The organism is Pseudofrankia asymbiotica, assembly GCF_001983105.1.
GTDB lineage: Bacteria > Actinomycetota > Actinomycetes > Frankiales > Frankiaceae > Pseudofrankia > Pseudofrankia asymbiotica.
Genome location: NZ_MOMC01000016.1, coordinates 228,548 through 241,639, shown reverse-complemented (window position 1 = coordinate 241,639; position 13,092 = coordinate 228,548). Strand labels below are relative to the sequence as shown.

Sequence of the window (13,092 nt, the reverse complement as noted above, 5' to 3'; positions counted from 1 at the left end):
CCCCGGTTCGTCGTGACCTACACCCCGAAGCACGCCAGCTGGCTGAACATGGTCGAGATCTTCTTCTCCACCCTCACCCGCCAGCTCCTGCGCCGCGGCGACTTCACCTCCCGCGACAACCTCGCCAACAAGATCCTCCACTTCATCGAAGTCCACGACCGCACTGCCAAGCCATACCGCTGGACCTACACCGGCGARCCCCTGAAAGCCGCCTGATGACAACCCCAGCAAGACTTACGCGGAGCTGCACTAGGAGTGCTTTACGTCCTCGTGTGCGRCGGGCAGCCGGCGCACGAGGTCGAGCCGTTCGTCGAGCGGACGCTCGCCGCGGGTTGGGACGTGTGCGTGGTCGCGACGCCGGCCGGGATGAAGTTCCTGGACGCGGCGCGTCTGGCCGAGCTGACCGGGCACCCGGTGCGCTCCGAGTACAAGCGCCCCGAGGAGCCGGACGTCCTTCCGCCGGCGGACGCGTTCGCCGTCGCGCCGGCGACGTTCAACACGGTGAACAAGCTCGCCGCCGGCATCTCCGACACCCTCGTGCTCGGCCTGGTCAACGAGGGCCTCGGCGCCGGGAAACCAATCCTGCTCGCGCCGTTTCCCAACCGGGAGCTCGCCCGGCACCCCGCCTTCGGCGCGAGCCTCATGGCGTTGCGTTCCTGGGGTGTGCGTGTCCTTTTCGACGAGGAGGACTTCGCCCCGGCCCAGCGGGACGCGGCACCGGCCGACGGCCCACGGTTTCCCTGGGAGGCGCTCACCGGACAGCTTTCCCACCTCGCCACCGAGCTCCGCGCCCGGCCCGCCGGCTGACGCCCGGCGCGCGGCACGCGGCGCGCCGCGCCCGGCGCGCGGGTCCCCCGGCTGACGCGGGGGACGGCGTAGGGGCGGGCGGACGCGTGTGGGGCCCGGGTGCCACGGTCGACGTTTGACTTGGAGCGCGCTCGAAGTTCTAGCGTTGAGGCATGGTCGATGGTCGCACCGCCCAGATGCTGCCCGAGCCCCGCGCCGCCGCAGGCGACGGCATCCTGAGCGACGCGGACCATCGGGACGCTGGCGACCCGTCATGCGCCCCGACCGAGGCGGAGGCCGGTCACGGGCTGAGCATCACCCAGGCGGCCAGGGTCAGCGGAGTCACCGCGCACACGCTGCGCTACTACGAACGGGCCGGTCTGATGYGCGACCGGGTGGCCCGGGCGTCGTCGAGTCACCGGCGCTACTCAGCCGAGGACCTGCGCTGGATCAGCACGTTGACGGCGCTGCGGCGTACCGGCATGCCGATCCGCCAGATCGCCGAGTACGCGGCACTGGTGCGGGCAGGGGGCGGCAACGAGGCCCGCCGGCTGGAACTGCTCGCCGGGCATCGCCGCCGGGTCGCCGAGCGGCTGGCCGAGGTCAGCCGCCACCTCGATGCCATCGACACCAAGATCGAGATGTACGCGAGCAAGAGCGAGCTCAACACGGAGAGGACGCTCATCTGATGTCATCGACACCGCCCTCCACGCCGTCCACGTCGACCTCGTCCACGTCGACCTCGTCGGCGCTGGCCCAGGTCCCGCTGGGCGGCCAGGGGCTGGTCGTCTCGGCCCAGGGCCTCGGCTGCATGGGAATGTCCGACTTCTACAGCGGACGCGACGACGACGAGTCCCTCGCCACCATCCACCGCGCCCTCGACCTGGGCGTGACGTTCCTCGACACGGCCGACCGGTACGGCCCGTTCACGAACGAGGAGCTCGTGGGCCGGGCGATCGCCGGCCGCCGTGCCGAGGTGGTCGTCGCGACGAAGTTCGGCATCGTCTACGACCCGGTGAACCTGGCGGCGCGCCCCGTCAACGGCCGCCCGGAGTACGTCAGGTCGGCCTGCGACGCGTCGCTGCGCCGCCTGGGGATCGATCACATCGACCTTTACTACCAGCACCGCGTCGACCCGGACGTGCCGATCGAGGAGACCGTCGGCGCGATGGCCGAGCTGGTCGCCGCCGGCAAGGTCCGCTACCTGGGGCTGTCCGAGGCGGCACCGGCGACGATCCGGCGGGCGCACGCCGTGCACCCGATCACCGCGCTGCAGACGGAGTACTCGATCTGGTCCCGCGAGCCGGAGGCGGAGATCCTGCCGACGACCCGTGAGCTCGGGATCGGCTTCGTGCCCTACAGCCCGCTCGGCCGCGGCTTCCTGACGGGCACCTTCCGGAAGGCGGCCGACATCGCGGCCGACGACTTCCGCGCCAACATGCCCCGGCTGACCGGCGACAACCTCGACGCGAACCTCGCCGTGGTCGCGAAGGTCGAGCGGATCGCCGCGACGCACGGGGCCACGCCCGCCCAGGTCGCGCTCGCCTGGGTGCTCGCTCAGGGCGCCGACATGGTTCCCATTCCGGGCACGAAGCGGCGCCGTTATCTGGAGGAGAACGTGGCGGCGGCCGCCGTCGAGCTCACCCCGGAGGACCTGGCCGAGCTCGCCGCCGCCGGCGACGCCGTCCGCGGCGACCGCTACGCCGACATGTCGACGGTCAACCGGTAGCCGCGCCGCGGTCCGCGGCGGCCCGCCGCCGGCCCTCGGCGGCCACCCGCCGCGCCGCCATGGGCACGGGCCGCCGCCCCGCGGTTGCGCTCCGGGGCGACCGCGCGGGAGAATTATGTTCCGATGACGGAGAACATAGTTCCCTTAGCCGGCGAGACCGACACGGCGGCCCGCGCGCCCGTGGTGCGCTACGAGGTGGCGGACCGCGTCGCGACCGTGACGCTGAACCGCCCCCAGGCGCGCAACGCGCTCAGCCGCGCGGTCACCTACGCGCTCTGGGACGCCATCAACGCCGCCGAGGACGACCCCGACGTCGACGCGGTCATCGTCACCGGGGCCGATCCGGCCTTCTGCGCCGGCGTCGACCTCAAGGAGGTCTCGGGCGAGACCGCGCCCTCGGCCGACAAGCGGCCCGAGGGCACAGGTCCCGAGCGCGGCGCGGACGGCCTCTTCCGGTTCCTGCCCGTCATCTCGAAACCCGTGATCGGCGCCATCAACGGCGTCGCGGTCACCGGCGGCCTCGAGATCGCCCTGCAGTGCACCCTCCTGGTGGCGTCGGAACGCGCCCGTTTCGCCGACACCCACGCCCGGATCGGGATCATGCCCGGCGGTGGCCTCACCGTGCTGCTCGCCCAGTCCATCGGCCTGCGCCGGGCGATCGAGATGTCGCTGACCGGCAACTTCGTCACGGCGGAGGAGGCCATGCGCCTCGGCCTCGTCAACCACGTCGTGCCGCACGAGGACCTGCTGCCGTTCGCCCGCCGGCTGGCCGCCGACATCGTCAGCAACGACCAGCGCGGCGTGCGGCGGCTGCTGCGGCACTACCGCCAGCTGGCCGACACGGCGACCCTCACCGAGGCGCATCTGCTCGAGGGCGTCCTCGCCGAGACGTGGGAGCCGGGAACGCGCGACGTCGCGTCCAGGCGGGCCGCGGTCGCCGCACGCGGCCGCGCCCAGTCCGGCCCGTGAACCGCGCCGTTCGCCCCGCCCGGGCCAGACCCGCCACCGCGACCGGGCACGGCCGTGGCCGTGGCCGTGGCGGTCACAACGCGTCGACGACGTCGCGGCGGCCGAACGGAGCGCCGTCGCCCCAGGTCACGGCGGTGCGGGGTCAGCGGTCCCGCACGGTCCTCCCGCGGCCGGAGGCTGGGATTGTGCCGCATGGCAGGCACTTCTCCGCCGCCGGGTCTCCCGTCAGGCCGTGCGGCGATCAACCGGGACGGGCCCACGCGGTTTCATGAATGGACGTTCAGTAACAGCGGCGCGCGGCGCCCGCTCGGTCTAGCCTGACGTGACCGGCGCTGATCGAGGACGGAGGCGACGGTGGTGGGCAGACGGGCAATCATGCGGGTCGACCGGGATGGGATCGGCGTCTACGCCGACCTCGCGGGGCCCGCCGACGGCCGACCGGTCGTGTTCCTGCACGGCGCGGCCTCGAGCGGCACGGTGTGGGACTGGCTGCCTCCGGCGGTCACGGCCGACCGGCGGATCGTCAAGGTCGACTTCCGGGGACATGGCCGCTCCGACCGCGCGCCCGACGCCTACCTGCTTCCCGACTTCGCCGACGACATCGCCGTGGTGCTGCGCGACATCGTCGGCGGCCCGGCGACGTTGGTCGGGCATTCGCTCGGCGGGGCCGTCGCCTGGGCCGTGGCCCAGCGCCATCCCGACCTCGTCACCGCTCTCCTCCTCGGCGATCCACCGCTGTTCCGCGGTTCCCGCGCCGACGACGCCAGCTCCCCCGCCGGGACCGTCTTCGCGCGGATCCGGTCCGCCGCCGACCAGTGGCAGCGGGAGGGCGTGTCCATCGACGAGATCTCGAAACGACTGGCCAGGACGTCGTTCGACCCCGGGTCCGCGCCGACGATGGGGGTCGCCTACACCGGCGACGCGGTCGAGGCGACCGCGTTCAGCCTCAAGCACGTCGACGTGCGGGTGATCGACGCGGTCCTCGACGGCTCGATGCTGGCCGCTCTCGACACGTCCGCGCCGGTGCCCGTGCCGGTCCTCCTCCTCGCCGCCGACGAGGCGCTCGGCGCCGTGTTCACCACCGCCCACGCCAAGCAGCTGGCCGAGGACCACCCGTCAGCCGAGGTCGTCCACCTGACCGGCGCCGGCCACTGGATCCATCTGGAACGCCGGACCCGGCCCGTCTTCACCCGCCATCTCGTCGACTTCCTCGCCCGCCACTCCTGATCATGAGGACGGCGCCGGGCACGGCCGACGAGGGCCGGCCCAGTCCGCACGCGGGCCCGCCGGGCGACAGGCTTCCCGCCGGGCCCGCGGGGCGGACGCGCGCCTGCGCCCGTCTGCCCGACCGGGAAGGACGCTTCCCGCGGAGACCTCACCGAGGGTGCATCTCGGTCGCACGGACGGTCCGTACCGCCGCCTTTACCGGTCGTTTAATCCCGGTCTCGGTAGGCTTGACAAGGGCTGGACTCCAGCGGTGCGGGGGACGGGAATGACGGTCGACTCATCGGCGGACACCGGGTCCGCCCGCGACCTCCCACCCAACTTCCGCCAGCTGGCGCCCGTCGGGTCCGGGTCGGCCGGCCAGGTGTACCGGGCGTACGACGAGGCGCTGAGCCGCACCGTCGCGCTGAAGCTGTTCACCGGGCCGCTCACGGACAACCCGGCGGCACTCGCCGCGTTCCGCCTCGAGTGCGCGACGCTGGGCCGGCTCTCCGCCCACCCGGGTGTCGTCTCCGTCCACAGCGCCGGGGTCACCCCCAGCGGCCGCCCCTGGCTGTGCATGCAGTTCGTCCCGGGTGGCACCCTGTCCAGGGCGCTGCGCCGCGACGGGCCGCTCACCCAGGCCGAGGCCCTGCGCACCGGCGCCCTCGTCGCCGACACGCTCGCCTGGGCGCACGGCCTGACCCCGCCGGTCCTGCACTGCGACGTGAAGCCGGGGAACATCCTGCTGACCGGCGACGGGCATCCGCTGCTCAGCGACTTCGGCGTCTCGGTCTGGGTGGCGTCGGGCCGCTCGTCCGTCACCGTCAAGGGCTTCACCCAGGCCTATGCCGCGCCGGAGGTGCTCTTCCACGGCCGGTTCTCGCCGCGGTCGGAGGTGTGGAGCCTCGCGGCGACGCTGTTCGAGATGCTCACGGGCACGCCGCCGTTCGAGCAGCTGCCCGGGGAGGGCACGGGCGCCTTCATCGAGCGGGTCGGCTACGGCCTGCCCCGCGACGCCGGCATAGGCCTGTCCGGGCCGCTGCGCGCGCTGCTGCGGCGGGGCCTCGCCGTCAACCGGGAGGACCGGTGGCCGTCCGCGGCCGCGTTCGCCGCGGCGATCCGGAGCGCCCAGGCGGAGCTCGGCCTGCCCGTCACGCCCGCCATCCCGGCCCCGGCGCCGCCCCCGGCCCACGACGTCCTCGTCGCCGACGCGCCCGCCATCCACGCCACGCCCCAGCCGTCCCTGCCCAGCCCCGCCGGTCCGCCGTCGCTGTCCAACGGGACCCCGGCCGGGATCCACGGCCCCCGGCCGGATGGCCGGCCGGTGCACCCGAGCCAGGAGCCCGCGAGGCCCGACGGCCTGGCGGGCGGCGCGGGAGCGCCGGGCAGCGCCGCGAAGCAGCCGGGCACCGGCCCGCGCCGCACGGTGCCGCACTGGTGGATACCCGCCGCGTTCAGCCTCGCCGTGGTCGTCGCCCTCACCCTGATACTGGTACCGCGCAGCCGTGGGCCAAGCTCGCTGAGCGAGCCGCCGCTCGGCGCCAGCCTCAGCGCCGGCCCGCCCAGCAGCGCGGCGCCGACGTCCTCGCTCCTGACCGAAACGGTGCCGTCCCTGCCGCCGCCCTCGACACAGCCAGCACAGCCACCGCCTGGCCCGGTGGACTCCGCGCCGCCACCGCCGCCGACAACGGGCGGCTCCCACTCGCAGATCCCGTCCTCGTCCCCAGGCCTGCCCGGCCCCGCCCAGGCCGTCCTCCAACCCGGCCAGCGGATGGGACAGGGCCAGAAGCTGGTATCGGGCAACGGCCGGTTCGTGGCGGCCATGCAGTTCGACGGGAACCTCGTCGTGTACTCCGAAGGCCCCGGCGCGGTCACCCCTGCCTGGGAGTCCGGTACCGGCGGGACCGCGGCGTCCTACGCCGTGATGCGCGACGACGGCGATCTCGTGCTCTACGGCAACGACGGGACGACCGTGTACTGGAGCTCGGATACCCACGGGTCCGACATGTACCTCTGGATGCGTGACAACGGCGAGCTCGTCATCTGCCTCGAGGACGGCACCGTGCTGTGGGCCCGCAGGACCGGAAGCGGCTAGCCCAGGATCGTGGGGATCGCCGGTGGAAACCGCCCGGCTCCTGCCCTGGACGCGATTGATGGTCGATGATGGCAGCATGCTCACCAGCGCCTGGCCGGTTCGGGTCGTCCTCGCCGTCGTGACACTCACGGCCGCGGTGGCGTTGGCCGGCTGTGGTGGCGGAGACAAGGCCGCGAGCTCCGCGCCCGAGGACGCCAAGGCCGCCTGCGAGGCGCTCGCGCGGACCAAGCCGACCCTGACCCACCCGACGGACGTCGACTGGCGGCGGCTGCGGGCCGCCGGTGACCTGGGCGTCGCCGCCGCCACCGCCGACAAGAAGAAGTACGGCGACCTCTCCCAGCCGTTCGCCGTGGTCTACCGCGACGCGCTGAACTCCGAGACGACCTCCATCTACACCGACGCCCGCGCCGCCCTCTCCGTCTGCGCCGACAAGAACCTCCCCCACTAGGGCCACGGTTGCCCCGCTAGGCGACGGTGGCGGCGTTGGCGCGTTCGAGCAGGTAGGTGCCGGCGACGATCGGCGCGTAGGCCGTCCCGGCGACGAGTGGCTCGACGACCGTGTCGACGTCGGCCTCGAGGAAGACGATGAGCGAGATCAGCTCCTCGTCGGGGGCCTCGGCCGGCGGTGGGAGCACCCGGTGGCGGGTGGACCGCCAGCGATCGCCGGTCCAGCGGGCCAGCAGGTCGCCGACGTTGACCGTGAACGCGTCCGGCTCGTAGGGGGCGTTCATCCAGCGGCCGGCGCGGTCCTGGACCTGGAGGCCGCCGTAGCCGGGCTGACGGTCGAGGATCGTGAGAACGCCCCAGTCGGTGTGCGGGGCGACCCGGAACTGGCCGTCGAGCGGAGTTCCGGTCTCGGAGTGCGGCGGGTAGCGGTTGATGTTGAGGGTGTGCGGGCTGGAGCACACCCGCTCGGCGAACCAGGGCTCCGGCAGGCCGAACGCGACGGCGCAGGCCCGCAGCAGGTCGGCGTAGAGGCCACGGACCTCATCCGTGTAGCGCTCGCAGAGCGCCGCGAGCTCGGGGCACTGCGCCGGCCACACGTTGGGGGCGAACCACGTCCGGTCGATGTCCTCGTCGCCGGTGGCGAAGGTGCGCCCGATGGTCAGGCTCTCCTTGAGGTCGGCGCGGGCCGCGTCGGCGGCCTCGCCGTAGTAGGCGTTGGCCTCGCTGCCGGGCGCGATCCAGCCGCGCCCGCCGACCGGCGTCGCGTACGCCGCCTTCGTCCCGGCCGGCAGGGCGAAGAACCGCGCGGCGGCCGCGCGGATGGCCGCCCGCAGCCCGGCGCTGATCCCGTGCCCCCCGACCAGCAGGAACCCGGACTGCCGCAGGGCCACGTCCAGCTCACGGGCGAACCGGTAACGCTGGTCACCGGTGCCGTCGCGCCAGCGGCCGAGGTCGAGCAGCGGGAAGTCCGGTGTCGTCGTCACGTAGGTCCCTCGCCTCCGCGGCCCATGGTCAGGGCCGTCCAGTCGTCGGCCGGAGCATCGGCGCGGCCCGTACGCACCCGGCCCGCGCCGCGCGGCGAGTCACCGTCTCGCGGGGGGCGGGCGTGGCGAGGCCACGCGTCACCGGCGGGCAGCGGCGCCGCGCGGTGGTACCCGTCTACCTGCTATTACGGCCCATCGACGTTTCGCCAGGCGGCCCCGTGGGTTACGAGACCGTGGCCATCGCCGATCCGGGTATTACGGGCTGGCCGCGGTCCGACAGCCGTGTCGGAGGTGGGTCGGAAACGTCAGAATCGGCCCATCGACGGCCGGCGGACGACGACCTCAACCCTCGCGGTCGCGACGGACCTGTTTGCAGGTGCAGCCCTGCGGCCGACGGCCAGGCGGCCAGGTCAGCACGACCTGACGGTCAAGCCCGCGCATGCGCGCCCGCTGGAAGTCCCGGCACGCCTCACAGGGCAGGTAGATCTGCGGCCCGGTCGCCTCTCGATTTCCGTACGTGTCCCCCATGCTTCGGAGAGTAGCGCGATCGGCGGGCGTTCCGGAGATGCGATGCTCGGCGTGCCTGGTTTCCGACCGTCCGAGACAGCACGCGGCGCGAGGCGGCGGCCAGCGCGGCGGCGCCAGCGCGGCCGCGCCAGCGCGGCCGCGCGCGGCCAGCCGTCACGTCTCCTGGCGATCCTCCCGCGCCGTCCAGCGGCCTGGCCGGCTGGCGCGTGGGACACGTCACCGGCGCGAGCGGCCTGCCACCGGGATCGAACGGCTCGACGCCGGACCGACGACCGGGCTCGACGACCGGGCTCGGCGACCGGGCTCGGCGACCGGGCTTGGCGACCGGGCTCGGTCAGCGGAAGGCGGTCCCGCGGCGTGGAGTCATTTCTCCTGGCCACGACGGCCCACAAGGGCCGCCCGAAAAGGGCCGAAGCGCGCTTACCATCAGGTACACCGGCGGGCCGTTGTCACGAAATCGACAATTCCCTGGCCGAGGCCCGCACTGGGAGCGTGGCTGGCCTAAACAGCGTCCGTACCCGGTACAAACGGCGCGGGCTTACCGCTGCTCGTGGGCCCGGTACGGTTCAGGCGCTCTTGCGCGAGGGGGCGGCGGCCGGATCATCGGCGGCCGCGGGAGTGGCCCCGACGATGGTCCAGCGGCGGTCATGCGAGGCCGCGACGCCGAGATCCTGCATACGACGCAGTTCGACGGTCACCTCGGCGGCGGAGAGACCGAGGTCATAGGCGAGGGAACGGGCCCGAAGCGGGCGGTCGGCGCTGGAGAGAGCCGCGTGCAAACGGACAGCCACCCAGCTGGGGCGGCCAGGCGTGCCCGCGGCCGTCGGCTGGTGAAGCCGCCTCGCCTGGCTCGGAACGGAGGGGGCCTCAGCTACTAACCGGGGCTTCCGACGAGCAGAAGAAGTGTTGCCGCTCACAGCATGCATCAGGTTCACCCATCCCAAATCCGGTTTCTCCCAACAATGCTTCACGGCCGCGCCTCAGTCACGGTGAGGTTCATCGCGCAACAGCCGGTAACCGTGCGAATACGTAATATTCATGACATCTGAGCGTGCGCCCGCGTGACGTCGGATCACGCTCAGCCTCCTTCGATCCGGCGCGAGCGGCACCCTCCTCAGGCGGCGCGCGGCGAGATTCACCGCCGCCTCCAGCCMGCTCGCGACATCTCTCCGCGGTCAGTGCGTGACTCTATACGGTAACCGTCCGAACGCAAGGCGTAGCGACACCGGCAATCACCCCAGCCAGGCCCGGCGACGGCGGAGCGGCCCGCCCCGCGAACCCACACCTGGGACACCCGGACACCCGGACACCCGACCCCGGCCAGCTCGCCGAGAGGCCAGGGGCGCGATCGCGGACGTCGCCACATGACATCGACGAACACTTAGGCTAGCCTAACTTTAGGAAACGCGAAATGCACCKATATGGTCACCGTAAGCCACCGACCTGACCGCCCGACGTTCCCGTCCCGCCGCCGCCAGCGCGCGGGCGACACGGCGCCGTCGCCCCGCACCGCCGCGCCAACCGCCGCTCGCGGCACCGTTCGACCCACGCCCGGGCGGCACCGTCGCACCCGCCGCCCGGCGGCCTGACCAGCAGCCCGACGCCTCATCCAGGGAGTATGTCTCCGTGTACCGGTCCTTGCTTACAAGCAAGATCCATCGTGCCGTCGTCACCGAGGCCGACCCGCACCAGGTCAGCCTGATCACGACCGACCGGGACCGGAGGCACCCGTGGTAGGGCGACCGCATCCCGCGGCACCGCCGTCCACGCAGACGACGGCGTCGGAGCTCTACGACGTCATCGGCGTCGGGTTCGGTCCGGCGAACCTGGCCCTGGCGATCGCGCTCGAGGAGCACAACGCGCGCGCCGACGAGCGGGATCAGCGGCGCGCCGTCTTCCTGGAGACCCAGGAGCGGTTCGGCTGGCACCGCGGGATGCTCATCGAGGGCGCCACGATGCAGGTCTCCTACCTCAAGGACCTGGTGACGCTGCGCAACCCGACCAGCGGCTTCAGTTTCCTGGCCTACCTGCACGGCCTCGGGCGGCTGGTCGACTTCATCAACCACAAGACGATGTTCCCGCTGCGCCACGAGTTCCACGACTACCTGGAGTGGGCGGCCGGCCGGCTCGACCACCTGGTCGAGTACGGCCAGACAGTGACGACTCTGCGCCCGGTCGTCCAGGACAGCGAGATCACCCACGTCGACGTCGTGAGCCAGGACAGCGACGGGCACACCGTCGTCCGCCGTGCCCGTGACGTCGTCGTCGCGCTCGGGYTGGAGCCGCGGCTGCCGGCCGGCGTCGCGCTGGACGACCGGGTGTGGCACAACCGCGACCTGCTCGACCGGCTCGGCGACCTGCCGCCGCTGCGGCACGGCCGTTTCATGGTCATCGGTGCCGGCCAGAGCGGCGCGGAGGTCACCGACCACCTGCACCGGACGTTCCCCACCGCCGAGGTCCACGCCGTCTTCGCCCGCTACGGCTACAGCCCGGCCGACAACAGCCCGTTCGCCAACCAGATCTTCGACCCGGACGCCGTCGACGACTTCTTCGACGCGTCGCCGGACATCCGCCGGATGCTCACCGACTACCACCGCTCGACCAACTACTCCGTCGTCGACATGGATCTCATCGAGGACCTGTACCGGCGGGTCTATCAGGAGAAGGTGCGCGGCCCGCGCCGCCTGCACCTGCTGCGTGCCTCCCGGCTCGCGCGGCTGGAGCGGCTGGACGACGGCGTGCGCGCGACGGTCGAGTTCCTGCCGACCGGCGAGCGGCGCGACCTCGACGTCGACGTCGTCGTGTTCGCCACCGGCTACCAGCCGCGGGAGCCACGCGCGCTGCTCGGCGAGGCCGCCGAGGCGTTCCGGTTCGACGACGCGGGCCGCCCGCTGTTCACCCGCGACTACCGCCTGGTCGCCGCCGGTCCCGCCACGGCCGCCGTCTACGTCACGGGAGCGACCGAGCACACCCACGGCATCTCGTCGACCCTGCTGTCCAACGTCGCCGTCCGCGCCGGCGAGATCTCCGCCTCCATCCTCACCCGCGCCGGCTCCCCCGGCAGCCCCACGGCGCGGGACGACTCCCTCACCGGTGACCATCGCCTCGTCTCCGCGCCGCGCTGACACCGGGAGCTACGCGGGGTGGTGGCCGCCGAGGAGGAGGTGGCGGTAGCCGGGAAGGTCGGGGTACCCGGTGGCCTGGTAGAGCGCGTCAGCGACGGCGCGGGCGAAGGTGTCCGCGGCGGCGGCGAGCAGCTCGTTGAGGTTGCCCGCCGGGCGTGCGCCAGTGGCCAGGGCGAAKACGGAGTCGCCGTCGACCATCGTGTGCACCGGGCGGATCGCCCGCGCCATCCCGTCGTGCGCGCTCGCGGCGAGCCGCCAGCACTGCGCCTTCGTCAGCGTGGCGTCGGTCGCGACGACACCGATCGTGGTGTTCATGAGCAGGCCAGAGACCCGCGGGTCCGGAGGCGCCGAGCCGCCCCGCGGGCCGGACTCGCGGGCCGTCGTGGCGAAGTCCGGCGGAAACGGCCTCGGCGCCCGGTCCGAGGCCAGCCAGGCCGCGAGCAGCTCGGGGTCCGGCGACGGGAGCTCGGCGTCCAGGTCGCCGTAGAGACGGCCGGTGCGCGGGTCGACAGCGGAGCCCGCCGAGTTGACCACGGCCAGCGCCGCCACGATCGTCCCGTCGCCGAGCGCGGTCGACGCCCCGCCGACCCCGCCCGCGAGGGCATCGCTGACCGCGCCCGTCCCGGCGCCGACGGTGCCGCGCGCCACGGGCCCGGCGGTCGCGTTGTCGTACGCGAGCGCGCCCAGCTCGGGCCCTGGCACCGCGTGTGACGCCGGCGAGGCACCACCACGGCCCAGATCGAAGATCACCGCGCCGGGAACGATCGGGACCACCCCCGCCGGCCCGACCGGAAAGCCGATGCCCGCGTCCGCGAGCCGGCGCATCACCCCGTCCGCGGCCGCCAGCCCGAAGGCGCTCCCGCCGGTCAGCACCACCGCGTGTACCAGCTCGACGGCGTTGCGCGGGTCGAGCAGATCGGTCTCCCGGGTCCCGGGCGCCCCGCCGGCGACGTCCACGCCGCCGGCCGCTCCGCCCGGCGGCGCGAGCACGACGGTCACCCCGGTCCGCCACCCGTCGTCGACCCGCCGCGCATGCCCGACGGCGATCCCCGGCACGTCCGTCAGCGACCCGCCGAGCCCCGAGGCCGTCCGCCCGCTGGCCGCGCCCGGAGGCGCGCCCGGGTCCGCGGCCTCCGCTGGTCGGCTCGACAGCTTCATCACCCGCATCCTGCCGGCCCTCGGCCTCCCGCGCGACCGGTGCCGCGCGCCGCCAGCACCAGCCGC

At 73.5% G+C, this 13,092-nt stretch carries 12 protein-coding genes; 9 read left to right on the top strand and 3 right to left on the bottom strand.

The genetic code is table 11. The features are described from left to right. From BL253_RS09840 to BL253_RS09805, 8 genes are all read left to right on the top strand, one after another. Window positions 1–216 (top strand): transposase (locus BL253_RS09840; protein WP_198946227.1); only part of this gene is annotated, 216 nt, incomplete at its 5' end. Between the two features lie 39 nt (window positions 217–255). Further along, the gene (locus BL253_RS09835; protein WP_076815613.1) at window positions 256–807 is read left to right on the top strand and encodes a flavoprotein; all 552 of its coding nucleotides are present in this window, start codon (window positions 256–258) and stop codon (window positions 805–807) included. 152 nt (window positions 808–959) lie between these two features. After that, entirely contained in the window at window positions 960–1,475 is a 516-nt protein-coding gene (locus BL253_RS09830; protein ID WP_081438171.1) for a MerR family transcriptional regulator, read from the top strand. 62 nt (window positions 1,476–1,537) lie between these two features. Next, window positions 1,538–2,515, top strand: a complete 978-nt coding sequence (locus BL253_RS09825; protein WP_076815692.1) for an aldo/keto reductase — start codon at window positions 1,538–1,540, stop codon at window positions 2,513–2,515. A 123-nt stretch (window positions 2,516–2,638) separates the two neighbouring features. Then, complete coding sequence (locus BL253_RS09820; RefSeq protein ID WP_076815611.1) at window positions 2,639–3,484, top strand: enoyl-CoA hydratase; 846 nt, start codon at window positions 2,639–2,641, stop codon at window positions 3,482–3,484. Between the two features lie 357 nt (window positions 3,485–3,841). Beyond that, window positions 3,842–4,711 carry an alpha/beta hydrolase gene (locus BL253_RS09815; RefSeq protein WP_131831476.1) on the top strand — a complete coding sequence of 290 codons (870 nt, stop codon included), beginning with the start codon at window positions 3,842–3,844 and terminating at the stop codon, window positions 4,709–4,711. Between the two features lie 265 nt (window positions 4,712–4,976). Next, window positions 4,977–6,785, top strand: coding sequence for a protein kinase domain-containing protein (locus tag BL253_RS09810; protein ID WP_076815607.1), 1,809 nt, complete (start codon window positions 4,977–4,979; stop codon window positions 6,783–6,785). Window positions 6,786–6,861: 76 nt separating this feature from the next. After that, entirely contained in the window at window positions 6,862–7,233 is a 372-nt protein-coding gene (locus tag BL253_RS09805) for a hypothetical protein (protein WP_131831475.1), read from the top strand. Window positions 7,234–7,249: 16 nt separating this feature from the next. On the opposite strand, the gene BL253_RS09800 is transcribed toward BL253_RS09805, so the two are convergent. After that, the gene (locus BL253_RS09800; protein WP_076815603.1) at window positions 7,250–8,215 is read right to left on the bottom strand and encodes an isopenicillin N synthase family dioxygenase; all 966 of its coding nucleotides are present in this window, start codon (window positions 8,213–8,215) and stop codon (window positions 7,250–7,252) included. 1,094 nt (window positions 8,216–9,309) lie between these two features. After that, the gene (locus tag BL253_RS43605; protein WP_241834666.1) at window positions 9,310–9,522 is read right to left on the bottom strand and encodes a hypothetical protein; all 213 of its coding nucleotides are present in this window, start codon (window positions 9,520–9,522) and stop codon (window positions 9,310–9,312) included. A gap of 951 nt (window positions 9,523–10,473) precedes the next feature. On the opposite strand from BL253_RS43605, the gene BL253_RS09790 reads away from it, so the two are divergent. Then, window positions 10,474–11,868: a lysine N(6)-hydroxylase/L-ornithine N(5)-oxygenase family protein gene (locus BL253_RS09790; protein WP_076815601.1), complete on the top strand. Its 1,395-nt coding sequence runs from the start codon at window positions 10,474–10,476 to the stop codon at window positions 11,866–11,868. 9 nt (window positions 11,869–11,877) lie between these two features. Here BL253_RS09790 and BL253_RS09785 read toward each other — a convergent pair whose 3' ends face one another. Continuing rightward, a complete protein-coding gene (locus BL253_RS09785) occupies window positions 11,878–13,026 on the bottom strand; it encodes a P1 family peptidase (protein WP_081438169.1) in 1,149 nt (382 codons plus the stop codon). Window positions 13,027–13,092: the final 66 nt, after the last annotated feature.

What these genes read in the sequence shown, in the direction of transcription:
- BL253_RS09810 (WP_076815607.1), top strand. Translation starts at nt 4,977, where the DNA reads ATGACGGTCGACTCATCGGCGGACACCGGGTCCGCCCGCGACCTCCCA.
- BL253_RS09805 (WP_131831475.1), top strand. Translation starts at nt 6,862, where the DNA reads ATGCTCACCAGCGCCTGGCCGGTTCGGGTCGTCCTCGCCGTCGTGACA.
- BL253_RS09820 (WP_076815611.1), top strand. Translation starts at nt 2,639, where the DNA reads ATGACGGAGAACATAGTTCCCTTAGCCGGCGAGACCGACACGGCGGCC.